We start from the raw sequence: 17,229 nt of genomic DNA, 5'->3' as shown, positions 1-17,229 counted from the left end.
GATGGATTTTCATTTTTGACAGGGGGGACAGAAATGAAATGGTTGATTGCTGATCGCGTTATTATCGGAGATGGAGAGCATGTAATCGAACAAGGCGTTGTTGGGATTGATGAGCGAGGAAAAATTTTCGCAGTGGGGACAGAATCAGAGCTTACGGATTCCATTTCGGAAGGAGAGGTAAAGCGGTACAGCGGATGCTCCATTTTGCCAGGCTTAATCGATTTACATGTTCATATCGGGTATTGGTGGAGTAAACCAGACTCCGCTGAGTATCGCAACAACGATGGACTGGTGGCTTTACTTGCGACAGCGAACTTGAAAGAGGTACTTTCCTTGGGGGTTACGACGATCCGCGATGTAGCAGCACCAGATGGATTGTGCAGTACGCTGAAGTTGGCAGCCAAGAACAAATTCATTGTTTCCCCTCGTCTTTTTCAGGTCAACCAAGGGATTATTATGACCGGGGGGCACGGTTGGCAATTAGAGGGGGCCTTGCGAGAAGCAAATGGTCCGTGGGAAGTGCGGACAGCCGTACGTGAACAAGTGAGAGCAGGAGCCGACTGGATCAAGCTCATGACGAGTCACCGTACAGCAACGCCGGAGTTCACGCAAGAGGAGCTGGATGCGGCGGTTGATGAATCGCATCGTTTGGGACGGAAATGCTGTGTGCATGCCTCGCTCCAACCTGCGATTCAGATGGCGATTGATGCGGGATTTGATACGATCGAGCATGCGACGTTTATGACCGTCGAACAGGCAGAACAGATGAAAGAAAAAGGACTGGTATGGGTACCGACCATGGTCACCTTTTTCCAGATTGCTGATTACTACAAACATATTTGGAATGAGCAACAACAGGCGAATCAAGGCATATTGAGCGAAGGGCTTATCGAGCAGGGAGCCTTTTTCATCGAATCGGAAAAGGCGTACCGGGAGAACTTCGTACAATTGATAAATACAGGCGTAAAGATCGCTACGGGTACGGATATCGTATTGGAAGGCTATCCGATTACCCCTGTGGCAGAAGAGATCAAGCTGATGGTGGAGCTGGGAATGGAGCCAATTCGTGCGATCCAGGCTGCTACCCAAAGCGCTGCTGAGGTGCTGGACCAAGGGAACAAGATCGGTACGTTAGCGCCAGGTTATTTTGCAGATTTGCTTGTGGTAAAAGGGGATCCACTACAAGAGATAGAGGTATTGAAGCAAGTGGAAGAAGTGTTTCTTGAGGGTGTGACAGTCTATTCCAAGTGTTGATGGGACTGAGCCTTGTTCTTTCAGGTTTGTAACGGCGTTTGTACTGGGTGTTTGACTATTCTTTTGCCAAAATGGGCATTGGTTTATTGCGCGTGTACCAGGGCGGGCATAGGTTAATAACGAATGATCACAGAAAAAAAGGAGTGAGATTCGTGAACTATGTAGTCCGTTCGGGAGATACGCTGAACAGCATTGCGGCTCGTTTTGGTGTATCCGTTCAGGAATTGATCCGCGTGAATAATATCGCCTATCCCTACTACATTTACGTTGGTCAAAATTTGTATATCCCGATTACTCCGACTCCGACACCAGCTCCTGGTGGGGATGTCGAGCGTCGTTTGAATCGACTGGAGAATCGAGTAGATGCGCTTCGCGAAGATTTTCGCAGGCTGGATAATCGAGTAGATCGGTTGGAGAACCGTGTCACTCGTCTGGAGCGGGCCATTACGCCGACACAACCTCCGCGCCCACGTCCGACCGGCACGCCTCGTCCACGCTAAGCAGCCGGATAGAGGGCCGAATAATTTTCCACACATCGCTATTTCCTCTTCGCCTGATCCTGCATAAAGTGATACGAGAGGATTAAGAGGAGGTGCGGCCATGCTAGGGTTAAATGGAAAAAACGTCAGACACCATTTCATGGGCGTCTATGGAAAAGTGGTGCAGATTCGTGAACTGGTGGATGTGATCGACCAAGTTTTTGACTCTGTAAACAAAGTGGGCGACATAGGAAAGGCGATGCTTGGACCTCGTAAGGCAAGTGCCAAAAAGCTCGACAAGCTGAGATGAATGGAAAAACAAGAAAACCGCGTCCATAATGGAGGCGGTTTTTATTTATGATTCATTCGTAGTTCTTAGGGGCAGACTCTATCATCAGAATAACTCATCAGAAAGAAAAAGTCTACTCTTTTTTTGAAAATTCCCTTATATTTTTGGAGCTGTTATCAACTGACTTCAAAAAGGGGAGTGATGGAGTTGAACAAGGAAAAGCGTCGCGTAGGATTGGTTACGAGTGGAGTACTGATGGGGCTAATCTTGTCATCGTTGGATCAGACGATTGTATCAACAGCCATGCCGACAATTACCAAAGAGCTGGGAGGTCTTTCTCTTTATAGCTGGGTGTTCGCCATTTATATGCTCACATCGACCACGAGCATGCCCATCTATGGGAAAATGGCGGACTTGATTGGGCCGAGAAAAATGTATGTGATCGGTTTGTTTCTGTTTCTTGTGGGATCTCTCCTGTGCGGCATGGCTAATTCCATTACGGGTCTTATTGCCGCGAGAGGAGTTCAAGGGTTGGGCGCTGGGGCATTAATGCCGGTTGCGTTCATCATTGTGGGTGAACTGTATCCACCCGAAAAGAGAGGCAAATTTCAAGGACTTTTCGGAGCTGTCTTTGCCATGACGAGTATACTCGGTCCCTCGTTGGGAGGAATTCTCGTGGAGCATCTGCCGTGGGGATGGATCTTTTTTATAAACCTTCCTATCGGTATCACTGCTTTATTGATCATTGCTCTAGCCTTTCGTGACCAGCGGCACTATGCTAAGAAGCCAGTGATTGATTGGTATGGGGCGACTAGCTTGAGTGCAGCCATCATTTTTATCCTGCTGTCCCTTGTTATGGAGGGGAGGGAATACAAGATCGGGTTAGGGGGAGCGGGTATCTTCCTTCTCGGTTTGTTCATCTGGATTGAAACCAAAGCAAAGGAGCCCCTGCTTCCGCTTTCCCTATTTCGCATTCCGGTCATCGGATATGGCAATCTCGTAGGATTCTTTGTGAGTGCCGCTTTGTTCGGTGCCATCGCCTATATCCCTCTGTTCGTTCAAGGGGTACGCGGGGCGAGTCCCTCAGAAGCTGGATTCCTTTTAGTGCCACTCATGCTGTCCGCAGCGATTTCTTCGACGGGTGGGGGAAGATGGATGGAAAAAGCTTCATTTCGGGCGATTTTGATTCCCAGCTTACTCATCATGGCGACCGGCTTTTTCCTTCTGAGCACGATTGATGGAGAGACAACCAACACACAACTCGTTAGCTACATGATTGTCACAGGTCTAGGCATGGGGGCAATCTATCCGGCACTCGGTACAGCCGCACACAGCGCTGTAAAACCGCAAGATCGGGGCGTTGCTATGTCGACATCGCAATTATTTCGTTCCATTGGGGGGACGATTGGAATCAGTGTGTTTGGGACCATTGTAGAATGGCGAATGCGGGCTGGAATGGTGTTTAGTGAAGCTATGCACGGTGTCTTTGTCACTGGATTGATTCTAATTGGAATCAGTTTGATAGCCAGTGTTCTAATCGGCAATACTCGATTGCTCGACAAAGAACCCCGCCATTCGCATAACTCAAATAGCGGGGTTCCCAAACAATAGGATCACGGTTTTTTATTCATGCCTTCCATTGCCATCCGAACCATTTCTCTGACCATACTGCCGCCCAAGCGTCCTCCAATTCGACCGGCATCGTGAGAGGTTAATTGTCCATTGTAGCCGGGCTGCAATGGAACATGAATTTCTTCTGCGACCTCGAATTTGGCTTGCGCGGGATCAGCAACGTGTGCAACCTGCGCTTTTAGGGCGTCCAGTCCTTTTCTCGCCTCGGGGACGAGTGGGCGTTTGCGTCTGCTCATGGTAGATCACCTCACGCCCTAGTGTGCCCAATTAGACGAGTGCTTTGCGCAGAGTGAAATCAGTCTCCTGATAGTAAGTATTAGCAACGAGCAGGTTAGGTCCTGCACATCCAGCAGCAGGGCAAAAGCAATTGATCTTCTGATTCAGCGTGTGTTCTTGCCATTTTCCAAACATCGACTGGAGCTGGTCGGTTTGAATATTGCCCAATGGCTCTACATCCCCGAAATCGGTCACGATGACATCGCCGGTGAAAATGTTGATGTTAAGACGATTGCGACCATCAGGATCATTGCGAGTCGTCACATTTTTCGCTGAGCGTAGTCTGCTGATCAATTCCCTGTCTGCCGCTTCAGAACTACAAGCGAAAAACGGAAGCGTCCCGAAAAGCATCCACAAATCTTCATTACGTACATCGAGCATCCGATGAATGGCTTGACGAAGCTCATCGAGTGAAAGTACATCCAGATCACGGGCAAAATCACTCGCGTACATCGGGTGTACCTCATGTCGCTTGCTGCCCATCTCCTGAATCTGACGATGGAGGGTATCGAGCTTTGTCCATGTGCGATGATTCAGCATCGTTTCGGCTGAGACAAATACACCAGCTTCCGAGAGCTTGCGGGCATTTTCCATCATCTCTTGAAACTGCGCTTCCGCTCTTTTGATTGAAACCGGCTGCCGTGCTTTTGCGTAAACAATATCATGGAATTCTTCGGGAGTAGACCAGTTCCATGAAATATGCATGACGTCGATGTAAGGCAGGATCAACTCATACCGAGAAAACGGCATGGACATGTTGGAGTTGATTTGCGTCCGCAGTCCACGATCTGCTGCATATTGTAGAATAGGCGCGATCACAGTTTTCACGGTGCGCTCGCTGTACATCGGTTCTCCGCCTGTTATACTGATAGTAAGCAGGTCTTTTGCTTCATCGAGACGACGGAGTATGAGATCGACAGGGAGAGCGGGATCGTCTTTGTATCGCAATGTATCACCAACCGCGCAATGCTCACAGCGGAGATTGCACAGATTCGTTACAGTAAACTCGACGCTGGTAAGTTTATAGGCGGGGGGTGTCGCATTGAACAACGGCTCCCATGGATCGTGTAAAGGTGTTAATGATGTAGTTGGAACCATGCGGATCAATTGTGGAAACCTCCTTCATTCTGCGTACAACTCAACCTATTATAACGACATTAGGGCGGAAGGAGAATAGCTAACGAGATGATTATGGGGATGTCTTTTGGACGCGGTGTGCTTTTTCATGATCGAAATGTGCTGGCTTGCGCGGAAGTAAAAGACGGCGTGATTCATATGTGGGCGGAAAAAATCACATTGAAAACGATTGGGAAGCTCTGGTATCGAATATTTTTCTCCTTTCCGTGGTACTATCAATTGTTTCACCTCCTCCTTGCTGGTTATGTACTGGCAGCGATCGTGAAGCCTGACTGGGCCATCATCGATCCGATGTGGGTAGCTGTATACATCGCAGGCTTTCACTTCGTTTTTCCGAGAATGATGAAAAAATTTCACGGTGCGGAACATAAAGTGTTTAGCTATGGCGGTAAGAAGTCGCTAGCAGCACTGAAAGAGATTCAACGGGCAGATATCGTGAATGACGGTTGCTCGACGAATCTGGTCGTGTGGTTTTTTACGGGGTTCATTTTGTCCGTATTCTTTTTACCTTTAGAATGGAGTGTCGCATGTGGGGTAGTGGGACTGCTTGTAGGCATGCTCGGGGATCGCTACGTGCGTAAATATTTCGGTTTTCTTTACAAGCTATCGGCTTTCTTTCAAAAATACAGCACGACCAAAGAACCGGATCAGCTTCATTTAGAGACAGCGATCCGCTCGTATATGCTATTTGAGCACATTCGCGAAGTGGATCGTTTGCAGAATGCTTCGTAAGGAAAAAGCGGTGTTTCCACTATGGATACGCCGCTTTTTTTTGTTCCATGCGCAGGTTGGTTGTGACATTGAATCCTGAAAAGTATTTTGGTAATATTTGCTCAACTCATCCCATTTCCTTTGAAAAGGGATCGAGGAATATGAGATGAGGAGAGCCGAGACGAGATGAGAAAAGAAAAGAAAAGAAAAGAACAGAAAAGAACAGGATGTAGGGGTATACGAGCAAGTGGGAGTGGCAATGACATGTCGTTCCTATCAAGAGTATGTGGATATGTTTTCACTTTCAGACGAAATCTTGGCGATGGGACCGATCCTGGATGTCGGTGCAGGAGCGTCCTCCTTTACAGCGGAGGCATGCCAACATGGACGAGAGGCAATCGCAGTCGATCCGCTTTATGAAATGAAGCCAGAAGAGATTTATACGAAGGGGAAGCGAGAGATCGAGGAATCGACGCAAAAGCTGGCTGGTATCGTACACACCCTTCATTGGGAATATTACGGCTCGCTTGGCCAGCATCATCAAAACAGAGAAAGGTCACTGGAGCAATTCATTGCCGCGTATCGTGCCGATGAAGGCATCGGTAAAAGATACGTCGCAGGCTTGCTGCCGGAATTGCCTTTTGCAGACGATCACTTTTCACTGGTGCTTGGCAGTCACTTCTTGTTTTTGTACCAGCAACAGTTCGATGAGCAATTTCACTTGAACGCGATCAAAGAATTGCTGCGCATTTGTCAGCCTGGCGGTCGAATCAGACTCTATCCGTTAATCGGATTGGATCGCAAACCATATAGCAAGCTGCCACAGCTCATGGAAGAGATACGACGGTTCGGCCACACAGCCAGTCTGGAACCGACGAACTTTCGGTTTTTAGTGGGCGCTACGCATTATTTGGAAATTCGTAAATCATAAAAAACAGGGAGAATAGAAGGTGCATGTGCGCCTTCGACCTCCCTGTTCCTTTTCCTATTCCCGTTCTAGCGGGCTTTCTTCCAGTTGGCGATACATCTTTCCTTTATCTACATACGATTGGCGAATGCGTACGAATTCTTTCAAGTCTGCCTCATTAAGTTCGCGTTTTACTTTCGCTGGATTGCCGACAACAAGCGAGCGAGGTGGCACCTTCATGCCTGGAGGAACGAGTGCACCCGCAGCAACCATGGCTTCTTCCCCGATTTCCGCACGATCCAGAACAATCGCACCCATTCCAATCAATGCACCGCGTCGTACCACGCAGCTATGTAGAACGGCATTATGTCCAACGGTCACCTCGTCTTCGAGGATCAACGGGTTGTTCGGACTTTGATGCAGGGTGCTGTTGTCTTGCACACTGACGCGTTTTCCAATGACAGTTGGAGCGATGTCCCCGCGGATCACGGTGTTATACCAAATAGAAGAATCCTCACCGATTTCGACATCGCCAGAAACGACGGAGCCTTTTGCCAGGAAAACAGTAGGGTGAATCTTTGGTTTGATGTTTTCAAATGATAAGAGCAGCATAGTAACCTCCTAATCAATGAGTAAGCGAGCAATCTGTTTGCATCGGGCGCGGATGGAAAATGGAGAAGCGGCCAGTTGCAGGATCGCAGTCGATGACTGTCCCGGAGAGCTTGTCTATCTCATGCGTTTGATAAAAGAAATGAATCCCACTAATATCTTGGACAATATCGTGTTTGTCCGCTTCCGTAATGGCGATGCTATATGTATAGCTACCACAACCCGTCGTAGTCGGGACGAGTCTGATTCCGAGCTGTTCAGCATCCGCTTCTTCCGCGATCATTTGTGCAAGACGTACTGCCGCAGTTGGAGTAATGGTTATCATCGTCCTACCTCCTTGTAGCCATTTCTATTGTACTACAAATGGAGCTTCCAAATCCTGCTTGTTGACCATGTATGAGGCATGTGATAGAGTAGATGTTACTGATTCTGATGTGCAGGAAATGTGGGTAGTCGCTGCCGTAATCGTTTCGACGATTGGCGGTAGAGGAAAGTCCAGGCTCGCCCAGGCTGAGATGCCTGGAGTGTTCGTACCTGGTGCAAGCCAGGGCAGTGAGGTGCAAGCCTTGCTGACGGCGTGGAAAGGGCTCTCTCTGAGGCCCGAGTACGCTGAAAGTGCCACAGAAACGTAGCTTTTCTGGCGACAGAAAAGATGGAACGCGGTAAACCCTGCGAGCGAGAAACCCAAATTAGGTAGGGGAACCGTCCTGAAGGAATCAAACGGAAAGGACGGATGGTATCTTCGGATGCCATAGATAGATGGCTACCACTCTTGGTGCGAGGGATTGCCCCGCTTGAAGCACGGGAGAGACAGAACCTGGCTTATAGCATTTCCTGCTGGAATGAAATGTAAAACCACCTGAGATCTCAGGTGGTTTTTTTACGTTCTGCGAAATATCGTGAACCCGCTACCTATCCATGTTTGAAGAACAGTGGAATGATTTACCGTGAACAAGCTCTGAAACTTTTTCGGAAATCTTGTCGTCTAAAAAGAGCATTCGGCAGAAGAAAACAGTTCTACTGCGGACAATTCCATCATTTCTTCAAATGGGAGTGTCTGCTGGAGAGAATGAACTGATAAAACTGTTACATTGATGGAGGGGTTTATTTTGCAAAAAGAAAAGAATCGAGCAAGTAAGGATTTCAAAAAATTATTGGCGACAGCTGTTCTGGCTGGATCGCTTGCGTTGCCGGGTACCGGATTGGCTGCTACGGCACTGCCATTCTCCGATATCGGAGGAAACGTAAATAAAGATGCGATTCTGACATTGAATTATGCTGGTGTGTTAAAAGGGTATACCGATGGCACGTTCAAGCCGAATAAAGAAGTGACGAGAGCGGAGTTCGCCAAAGTTGCGGTGTTGGCACTCGGGTACACAGATGCACAAGCAAAGCTCTTGCAAGGAAAGACAGCCTTTAAAGACCTGCCTGCAGATCACTGGGCGACAGGCTATATCAATCTAGCCGTATCGCAAGGCATCATCAAGGGCTATCCGGATGGTACATTCAAACCTAACAACAACGTAAAAATTGCGGAAGCACTGACCGTATACGTTCAAGGCTTGAAGATCGACGTTCGTCCATCAGCTTCAAGCGAGTGGTACATCCCGTACTTACTGGAAGCAGACAGAGCTGGTATTTACGATGCAAAAGAAACACCGACAGCAGCAGCTCCACGTGATATTGTGGCAAAGTATACAGATAAGTTCATGGAAACACCAGTATACGCAAGCGGCGCTTACTATGACAAAGATGGCAATGCAAAAGGAACCATTCAAAAGTTGCCAGTAGTAAAGGGCGCAGTTGCTTCGTATGACAAGTCTGACAAAAAGCTGAAACTAGTCGGACAAAACAAAGAAATCGAAATAGCTGATTCCGCGCAAGTATACGGCAATCTGGTCGTAGGCGCGCAGGTGGAATACATTGCGAAAAACGGCCGAGTGGCGTTCCTCACCGTTGTTACTTCTGACTCCGAAATCGTCGAAGGAATCGTGAAGACTGGCCTTAATTTTACAACGGCTGTAGGTGATGAGAAGAAATTCAAGGCAATCGTCAATGGAAGAGAAGTCGTTTTGGAAGTAGAAGATGGCGTAAATGTAAGCCGTTCTCACATCGGCCAAAAGTTTGTGGCAGTCGTCGGCGACAATGGCAAGATCAAGTCCATCACGATTAGCGACAACACGACAAAAGGAATTGTGGAAAAAGTATCTTCCGTGAGCGGTTCCAACTCGAAGAATGAGCTAAGAGTAGACGGTACGACCTATGTTCTGGATTCCAAAGCAACGATCAAAGGCAAGGCGCATCCAGAAGCAAAAGAAACAAGTGCTTCGTTCTCTGACATCGAAAAAGATGACTTAGTCGAGCTGACACTCAACGTGGATGGCAAAGTATCTGAGCTTGTTTACACAAAGCTGAGCCTCACGGATACTATCACCGTTGATACAGACAAAAACCGGATTCGCGTTGGCAGCGTTAATTTCGAGGTGCATGAAGATACCGAGTTGTTCGTAGACGAAGACGAAGTAGATGAACTGGATGAGTTGACGAGCGGCCAAATTGCAGTTCTTACGTTTGACAAGAATGGAAATCTGATCAAAGTAGAGCAGGGGGTAGGTGCAGCTACGAACAAGCTGGTCTCAGACACAACCGCATATCAAGCAGGAAAACTGGCAACTGTGAAAATCGACGGGAAAACCTACGACATCTTGACCAATGCGAAGCTGACTGTAGATGGCAGCTCCGTATCTCCAACGACGATTAAAACCGATCAGTTTAATGACCACCGTATCCTTACGTGGAAATACAACGTCGGCACGAATGACATTGTGGAGCTGACATTGGAAAAGCAAACCGTAAAAGGCTACGTGACGAAAAAATCCGGTTCCAAAATTACCGTGAACGGGAAAGTGTATGAGCTCTTGTCCGGCGTCACGATTGACAGCGATGCAGCATCCAACGACACCGAGTACACGCTGACACTCAATAACGCTGGCAAAGTAAAGGCCGTTACAGGTGCGCCTAGGAAAGTAAGCGGTGTGGTTGACTCTGTTGAGGTTCGAAACGATGACGGCAAGGTGACTTCCGCGAAAGTAGAGGTTAACGGCAAGACGTACGATGTAACGGATGAGGATGCGATTGAAGACGTCGATCAATTTGAGTACGTGACATTGACCCTTGATCGTGACGGCGATGTCATTGCTGCTTCCGTCAGTGGAAAGCTGGCGAAGGAAAACGTGAGTTTCGTCGGAATTGAATCCCGTGTGAACAAAGACAAATACGTATTCTTCAATGATGTATCGACGAGCTTGAAGATGACAGAAGACGCGAAGATCAAATACTACAACGGTAATGACTTGAAAGAAAGCGATCTTTCCTCCAAGGATAAAGTGGATTTGTGGACAAACGATCAAGGTCACGTATATGTGATTGTCGTAGCCAAACGATAAGAAAATAAAAAAGGCGATCTCTTGCTCGATTCGAGAAGGGGTCGCTTTTTCATTTGTCAGGATAGTCTTTAGTAAGTATTTAATTGAAAAACATTTTCAATTAAAAGAGGATGTGATATATTCAAATTGTTTCGTGCAAAACAAAAAACAAGGAGTGGTTTTCATGCAACTCGATTATGAAGTGATTATTGTTGGCGGTGGACCAGTTGGAATGATGCTGGCTGCAGAGCTGGCGTTGGCCAAAGTGAAGGTATGCGTGTTTGAGCGCTTAAGGGAAACAACCCCTTATTCACGGGCACTCACTTTACATCCACGCACACTGGAAATCCTGGATATGCGCGGGTTGAAAGCGAAATTACTTGATAAAGGAAAGCCGATTACGACAGGTCATTTTTCAGCACTTGATACACGCTTGGATTTTTCTGTCTTAGATTCTTCCTCCAACTACACACTGATTATTCCCCAACATGACACGGAGAAGGTACTAGAAGAGTGGGCGAAAAGTCTAGGGGTGGAAATACGCAGGGCAGAGGAGGTAGTTGCAGTACACCAAAATCAGCAAGGGGTTGAGGTTGAGGCTGTCGGGCCGAATGGAAAGGCTGTGCTGACGGCACTATACGTGGTCGGTGCAGACGGCGCTGCTAGCATTGTCCGTAAGCAGGCAGGCATTCCGTTTATCGGTAAGAATACGACTTTTACGGCAATGCAAGGGGATGTTGTTTTGAAAAATCCCCCGGAATCAGGATTACCTTCCTACTTTAATGAACATGGTATGGTCATGATTGTACCCTTGCCAGCAGGGATGCATCGAGTGGTACTGATCGATCCGGAGCGAATGGCAGTGCCAAAGGAAGAACCCGTTTCATTGGAGGAATTGCGCGCTAGTTTACTGCGTATTCTTGGAGACGATTTGGGAATTTCCGACCCGTTTTGGATGACTCGTTTTGGCAATGCGACCTTGCAAGCTCAACGTTATCGGGAGGGTCGAATTTTCCTGGCGGGAGATGCAGCGCATATTCATTTTCCAGCTGGTGGACAGGGGATGAACGTTGGTCTGCAAGAAGCAATCAACCTAGGTTGGAAGCTGGCGGCCCAATTAAAAGGCTGGGCACCGGATTGGCTATTGGACAGCTATCATACTGAGCGTTTCCCCATCAATACCGCATTACTAACGAATACACAGGTGCAATCGCTGCTGTTCGGTAGTTCGGAATTCTCTCCATCCGTCATAGCTTTGAGGAATATGCTGTCCACCCTGCTGCAAATACCCGAGGCAAATTATCGGCTGGCTACCCAAATCTCTGCGTTCAATGTCCAGTATGAACCGAATGGAGAGACGCAGCCGCATGTATTGAACGGTCGACGTTTTACAGAGCTGAATCTGCGTCTGGAGAACGGTGAGTGCCAGAATGCATACGAGCTTTTTCATTCTGGTTCATTCCTCTTGCTACATTTTGGCTCGGATGAACGATTGGACGCTGCTTTAGATTGGTCGAAATACAAGCATGTCCATGTAGTTCGCGCGTCGCTTGCTAAGGGAGCTGCTGATTGGCATGACGTGCATACAGCGTTGATTCGACCGGATGGATATATCGCATGGGCAGTTTCACAGGAGGAGTCTAATCCGATGGAAGCGATTCGGAAAGGAATCATCCACTGGTGCGGACATGATTGATTGCAACAGGATTGTTTCGTGTAAAACAAAATGAAATTGTTTTTCTCGAAACAATCAGTGTATAATGGAGAGGAGATGGTTATCTAGGAGACATGATATGCAAAGCACAGAACTTTCCAAGCAGAGGATCATACAGCTTTATATTCAGCTAGTCACGCAGCAAGAGCTGCGAGAAAGCAAATTGACTGCGCGAATGGCAGAAGAGATGCAGATGCTGGAATCCGAGATGGGGATGAAGCTAAACCTTACGCTATCCGAAATTCATTTCATTGCCTGTATCGGGGATCATGGTCCCATCAATGTCACCACGATTTCGGAAAAAGTCAATTTAACGAAAGGGTCCATAACCCGAATTAGCAAGAAGCTATGGAAGCTTGATTTCATTAAAAGGCAACAGCTGGTTGATAATAAGAAAGAAGTGTACTATCGGCTAACGGCAAAGGGACAAAAGCTGTATAAGATTCATCACCAGATGCATCAGGACATTGAACAGCGATTTATGCGCTTTCTGGATAAATACACACCGGAGCAATTAGCATTTTCCCGCGAACTGCTGGAGGACTTGCTGGATTGGGATTTCTAAAATCATAGACAAAAGGGGCGCCATCACACTGATGGGGCCTTTTTCATTGCCTCGGGGGCCTCTTGACAACTGAAACGGTTTGTCTCGTTGATTTAGTAACATAGGTTCAAGAAACATAATTATCACCAAGAATAATTATATCAGTCGTCCACGACAAGCCGTTTAATAGGGGAATATGAAAAAGAAAATATTAACATTTCTTTAGCCTGGCAGTTCGGAGATCTTCAGTGTGCTTTATGGCAAACTCTAATTATGACGCGGTTAAAGATCAGGAGATGAATGTTGTAACCAATTCTAATCATAAAGTGCCAAGTCAAGTGGACAAGACAACATTTAATACTCCTACTCGTTTTCAACCCGAAGTATCAATGAATCTCGATTATGACCAAATGAATAGGCTTAGAACTGACCCGGGAGCAAATGTTGTAGCGATCGCAGAAGAACATATGCCTTCAGAAGAAGCTGGGATGGACCCTAATGCGTATATGGAAATTGACGAAGGCTACAAGAGAACAGCACTTACTTTCTCTGTTGCAGATGGCCATCTGGATGGAGCAAGGTTCCTTTTAGAAAATGGGGCAAATCCGAATTTTTTGTCTGGTCAGCACTCCATGATTATGTTAGCAGTAGCACAAAAAAATTATGACATGGTTAACGAATTACTTACGCATGGAGCTGACCCTGACTTGAATTATAAGAACTTTAGATCACCACTGAACACCCAACCAAGTTGGGGACCCCAATCGCAGAGGCAAGAATGTTGGGGAATCGTGAAATGATTGCATTACTAGAAGCATATATCCAGGATTAGAACAGCGTTTGTTAAAGCGTAGAAATAGGGTTCAGGCTATTATTCTGGAAATCATTAGACTGATAACGTATAATTTCCATATTATAGTTCTATAGTTCTCATACTTTTTACACTCCAAATCTAACAGCAACGGAGAATGTGATAATGAAAAAAGTAGCAGGAATCACGCTTATGGTAGCGTTGCTAGGTTTCAATGCATACCTGTGGCCAACGTTGATTAAGGAAGTAAAAGCCGATCAGAAAAACGCGAAAAGCGTCCAAAAAGCACCGCAAACGGCTTCGGCTTCGCATTTGTCAGTTTCCACTCCGGTTATGGATTTAGCCAATCAAGGGACGAGGCCAACCAATGTATCGGCGTATCCGGTTGAACAACCAGTAGTTCAGTCAACCCCATCAGAGTTGGTAGCAAGCATGCCTGGCACAGAAGCGAAAAAGCAGTCATCGACAAAGCCCGTACAGACGGCATCAAAAAAGCAACCAAAGAAAACGGTCAAAAAGCCTTCCAAATCATCGAGACAATCGGATGGTCCAGACGTTCAGATGACCTTTACAGTTGAACCAACTAGGATACATTATGAAGAGACGACCTATACAACGACGAGCAGCTACGGCGTTGGGTCGTACAATATGCCGCTCCAATATAATCCGTATAGGGGAAAATTCGAAGAACCATTCAAAATTACTCAAGGCAACATATATCCTGATACTCCGACGTTGGACGAACACAAACAGAGACTTGGTATTCCAGTGACTATTGAACCGTATGTACCTCCTGTAAAAAAGGATCAACAACGACTCGCACCGCAGTCGTATCCAAGAAGATAGCGTAAATTTGTGTCGCTGTACTTTTATACAATCGTTAACTGTGGGCGACCTATATTGATCCCTCGATAAGACATTAAACTATTCCGAAAAGGTAACTTTTCGGAATAGTTTTTTTAGACAACAGGAAGATCATAATAAAATAAGTCTACACATTCCTTACATTCAAAAGTGTTTTGTAAATTAACCTTCTTTGTATGGAATGAAGCGATGCTTGTTCTTTTCTTGTCACCAGTAGCACTTGATTTAGGGGGACCATGTTAGTAACGGGATTGCTGCTTTGATTGCCGTGGGTAATTGGATGCTTTCTCTGCTATTGGCCACGATTTTAGAAAAACATAAGTTGAACGGCCCATTAGAAATCGCAATGAGACGATTGGTATATAAAAATAAAAATCAGTAACTTCTCATTCAGCAGGGGTAGTACCTTCTTTTTTCAATCGATTATAATAGCGTATAAAAGCTAGTTACTGTTATGAGAAAGAGGGAACCTCCATGACTTATACGACCCAGGAAAACGGTGTTTTTCCAGCAGTCTGTTCACTTGATTGCCCGGACCAATGTGGATTGCTCCTTCATAAAAAAGAGGGGAAAATCGTCAAAATTGAAGGGGACCCGAATCATCCGGTGACGAAGGGGAATATTTGCAACAAAGTCCGCAACATGACAGAGCGCATTTACGATCCCAAGAGACTCACCCATCCGTTGAAGCGTATTGGCAAAAAAGGGAGTGGGGAGTTTGTTCGAATCAGTTGGGAGGAAGCCATCACTACCATAACCGAACGCTGGCGTGCCTTGATCGACTCAGACGGTCCCGAGAGCATTTTGCCTTATAGCTTTTACGGAAACATGGGCCGGATTAGTGTGGAAGGAATGGATCGCCGTTTTTTCCATCGTATGGGGGCTAGTCAACTTGACCGTACGATATGCAACAGTGCAGGGGCTGTAGGGTACAGCTACACGATGGGCGGAGCCTTTGGAACAGATCCGGAAGACACCGTTCATACCAAGCTGTTCATCATGTGGGGGATCAATACGGTTAGCACCAACATGCATCAAGTGGTGTTTGCGGAACAGGCTCGAAAAAATGGGGCGAAAATCGTCGTGATTGATGTCCATAAAAATCAGACAGGTCGATGGGCTGATTGGTTTATCCCGATTTTACCCGGAACAGACACGGCTTTGGCTTTGGGTATCATGCATGTGCTTTTTGCTGAAAACTTGGTAGATTCAACCTTTATGGAAAAGTATACGGTAGGACATGAAGAGCTCAGGGAGCATGTACAGACGTACGATCCTGCTACCGTATCAGCCATAACGGGTGTCCCTATCGACGATATTTACAAATTGGCGAGAATGTATGGCACCACATCCCCCTCCTTTGTTCGCATTGGAAATGGCATTCAGCATCACGACAATGGTGGAATGTGTGTAAGGACGATTGCTTGTCTTCCGGCCCTGACAGGGCAGTGGCTTGTCAAAGGCGGTGGGGCCAATAAAGGGAATAAAGGTTTCCTGGAGCACAACAAGCTTGCCGTGCAGCGACCAGATTTGCTGGCAAATAAACAGACGAGAGTCATCAACATGAATGAACTTGGAAAGGCGTTGCTTGATACAGATCCACCGGTGAAATCGCTCTTCGTCTATACGAGTAATCCAGCCATTGTCGCACCGGAGGGAAACAAAGTGCGGCAAGGCTTGGCAAGAGAGGACTTGTTTACGGTCGTACATGACTTATTTTTGACGGAGACGGCTCTTTATGCGGATATCGTTTTGCCAGCGACATCTTCTTATGAAAATACTGATTTTTACACGTCGTATTGGCATCATTACATTCAACTTCAGCAGCCGGTGATCGCCCCATTTGGAGAGAGCAAGTCCAACACGGATGTTTTCCGCTTGCTGGCTGCTGCCATGGGGTATGACGAACCTGCTTTTCAAGACAGCGATACAGAGATGGTCAGACAGGCGTTAGAGGGGCACGGCAATCCTCATTTGGAAGGAATCACGTTTGAAACTTTGGTAGAAAAGCAATATGCCAAAGCAAATCTGGAACCTTTCTTTTTGGAACACCTTCCCACCCCAAGTGGAAAAATTGAGCTTTACTCGCAAGCAATGGCAAAACGAGGGCTGCCCCCATTACCTACGTACACGCCATTGGTGAATGATGGGGATTTCCCGTATTTATTTGTCCCAGGGCCCAATCACAATTATTTGAACTCCACGTTCTCGAATAATGAAAAACATAAGAAGATGGAAAAAATACCTCGTTTACACATGAATGTGGCGGATGCTGGTGCTCTAGACATTTGTGATGGAGATACGGTCCGCATATGGAATGAGCGGGGAGAGTGCGAGCTCGTGGCGGCTGTGGGTGAAAATGTTCTCTCGGGTGTCGTCGTGAGCCAAGGCTTATGGGCAGACAACGAAGGTCCGAAGCATTATGTAAATGCCCTCACACCGGACCGAATCGCGGATATGGGCGGAGGCGCGACGTTTTTCTCTGGACGGGTTGATGTGGAAAAGATTATTCGATAAAAGCAGCGAGTGCCCGACTGTAGCAGGGCACTCGCTGCTCCATTTTTTCGTGAATGTAGC

Annotated in this window: 16 protein-coding genes, 1 other RNA gene and 1 pseudogene; 14 read left to right on the top strand and 4 right to left on the bottom strand. The window is 46.8% G+C overall.

Annotated features, from left to right (window positions below):
* The first annotated feature begins 33 nt into the window (after positions 1-33).
* From POF51_RS24530 to POF51_RS24515, 4 genes are all read left to right on the top strand, one after another.
* Positions 34-1,254 carry a metal-dependent hydrolase family protein gene (locus POF51_RS24530; protein WP_069852332.1) on the top strand — a complete coding sequence of 407 codons (1,221 nt, stop codon included), beginning with the start codon at positions 34-36 and terminating at the stop codon, positions 1,252-1,254.
* 152 nt (positions 1,255-1,406) lie between these two features.
* Entirely contained in the window at positions 1,407-1,754 is a 348-nt protein-coding gene (locus POF51_RS24525) for a LysM peptidoglycan-binding domain-containing protein (RefSeq protein WP_017247838.1), read from the top strand.
* Positions 1,755-1,854: 100 nt separating this feature from the next.
* Positions 1,855-2,043 (top strand): hypothetical protein, encoded by a 189-nt coding sequence (locus tag POF51_RS24520; protein ID WP_007724315.1) that lies wholly within the window; start codon positions 1,855-1,857, stop codon positions 2,041-2,043.
* Between the two features lie 180 nt (positions 2,044-2,223).
* Positions 2,224-3,633: an MDR family MFS transporter gene (locus POF51_RS24515; RefSeq protein ID WP_083261743.1), complete on the top strand. Its 1,410-nt coding sequence runs from the start codon at positions 2,224-2,226 to the stop codon at positions 3,631-3,633.
* Between the two features lie 2 nt (positions 3,634-3,635).
* On the opposite strand, the gene POF51_RS24510 is transcribed toward POF51_RS24515, so the two are convergent.
* Positions 3,636-3,890: an alpha/beta-type small acid-soluble spore protein gene (locus POF51_RS24510; protein ID WP_007724320.1), complete on the bottom strand. Its 255-nt coding sequence runs from the start codon at positions 3,888-3,890 to the stop codon at positions 3,636-3,638.
* Positions 3,891-3,921: 31 nt separating this feature from the next.
* The gene (gene yfkAB, locus POF51_RS24505; RefSeq protein ID WP_017247841.1) at positions 3,922-5,037 is read right to left on the bottom strand and encodes a radical SAM/CxCxxxxC motif protein YfkAB; all 1,116 of its coding nucleotides are present in this window, start codon (positions 5,035-5,037) and stop codon (positions 3,922-3,924) included.
* A gap of 78 nt (positions 5,038-5,115) precedes the next feature.
* On the opposite strand from yfkAB, the gene POF51_RS24500 reads away from it, so the two are divergent.
* Both POF51_RS24500 and POF51_RS24495 read left to right on the top strand, forming a co-directional pair.
* A complete protein-coding gene (locus tag POF51_RS24500; RefSeq protein WP_069852328.1) occupies positions 5,116-5,799 on the top strand; it encodes a DUF1385 domain-containing protein in 684 nt (227 codons plus the stop codon).
* Positions 5,800-6,037: 238 nt separating this feature from the next.
* Positions 6,038-6,709, top strand: coding sequence for a class I SAM-dependent methyltransferase (locus POF51_RS24495; protein WP_069852326.1), 672 nt, complete (start codon positions 6,038-6,040; stop codon positions 6,707-6,709).
* Positions 6,710-6,763: 54 nt separating this feature from the next.
* On the opposite strand, the gene POF51_RS24490 is transcribed toward POF51_RS24495, so the two are convergent.
* Positions 6,764-7,297 carry a gamma carbonic anhydrase gene (locus POF51_RS24490; protein ID WP_007724325.1) on the bottom strand — a complete coding sequence of 178 codons (534 nt, stop codon included), beginning with the start codon at positions 7,295-7,297 and terminating at the stop codon, positions 6,764-6,766.
* Positions 7,298-7,310: 13 nt separating this feature from the next.
* The gene (locus POF51_RS24485) at positions 7,311-7,619 is read right to left on the bottom strand and encodes an iron-sulfur cluster biosynthesis family protein (protein ID WP_069852323.1); all 309 of its coding nucleotides are present in this window, start codon (positions 7,617-7,619) and stop codon (positions 7,311-7,313) included.
* Between the two features lie 116 nt (positions 7,620-7,735).
* On the opposite strand from POF51_RS24485, the gene rnpB reads away from it, so the two are divergent.
* The 8 genes and pseudogenes from rnpB (at position 7,736) to POF51_RS24445 (ending at position 17,169) form a co-directional block, all read left to right on the top strand.
* Positions 7,736-8,124, top strand: an RNA gene (gene rnpB, locus POF51_RS24480) — RNase P RNA component class B.
* A gap of 279 nt (positions 8,125-8,403) precedes the next feature.
* The gene (locus POF51_RS24475; RefSeq protein ID WP_069852320.1) at positions 8,404-10,740 is read left to right on the top strand and encodes an S-layer homology domain-containing protein; all 2,337 of its coding nucleotides are present in this window, start codon (positions 8,404-8,406) and stop codon (positions 10,738-10,740) included.
* Positions 10,741-10,903: 163 nt separating this feature from the next.
* On the top strand, positions 10,904-12,415 hold the full coding sequence (locus tag POF51_RS24470) for a monooxygenase (protein WP_069852318.1): 1,512 nt from the start codon (positions 10,904-10,906) through the stop codon (positions 12,413-12,415).
* Between the two features lie 97 nt (positions 12,416-12,512).
* Positions 12,513-12,998, top strand: coding sequence for a MarR family transcriptional regulator (locus POF51_RS24465; RefSeq protein WP_069852316.1), 486 nt, complete (start codon positions 12,513-12,515; stop codon positions 12,996-12,998).
* A gap of 236 nt (positions 12,999-13,234) precedes the next feature.
* Complete coding sequence (locus tag POF51_RS24460; protein WP_244521838.1) at positions 13,235-13,777, top strand: ankyrin repeat domain-containing protein; 543 nt, start codon at positions 13,235-13,237, stop codon at positions 13,775-13,777.
* A gap of 176 nt (positions 13,778-13,953) precedes the next feature.
* Positions 13,954-14,634, top strand: a complete 681-nt coding sequence (locus tag POF51_RS24455; RefSeq protein WP_069852311.1) for a hypothetical protein — start codon at positions 13,954-13,956, stop codon at positions 14,632-14,634.
* A 180-nt stretch (positions 14,635-14,814) separates the two neighbouring features.
* Positions 14,815-15,034 (top strand): annotated as a pseudogene (locus POF51_RS24450) (DUF418 domain-containing protein); the annotation flags it as partial.
* Between the two features lie 92 nt (positions 15,035-15,126).
* On the top strand, positions 15,127-17,169 hold the full coding sequence (locus POF51_RS24445; RefSeq protein WP_069852308.1) for a molybdopterin-containing oxidoreductase family protein: 2,043 nt from the start codon (positions 15,127-15,129) through the stop codon (positions 17,167-17,169).
* Positions 17,170-17,229: the final 60 nt, after the last annotated feature.

Source organism: Brevibacillus sp. AG (assembly GCF_028369215.1).
GTDB classification, from domain to species: domain Bacteria; phylum Bacillota; class Bacilli; order Brevibacillales; family Brevibacillaceae; genus Brevibacillus; species Brevibacillus porteri.
Note: the sequence above shows the minus strand (reverse complement) of the source record. Positions and strands in the feature narration are given on the sequence as shown.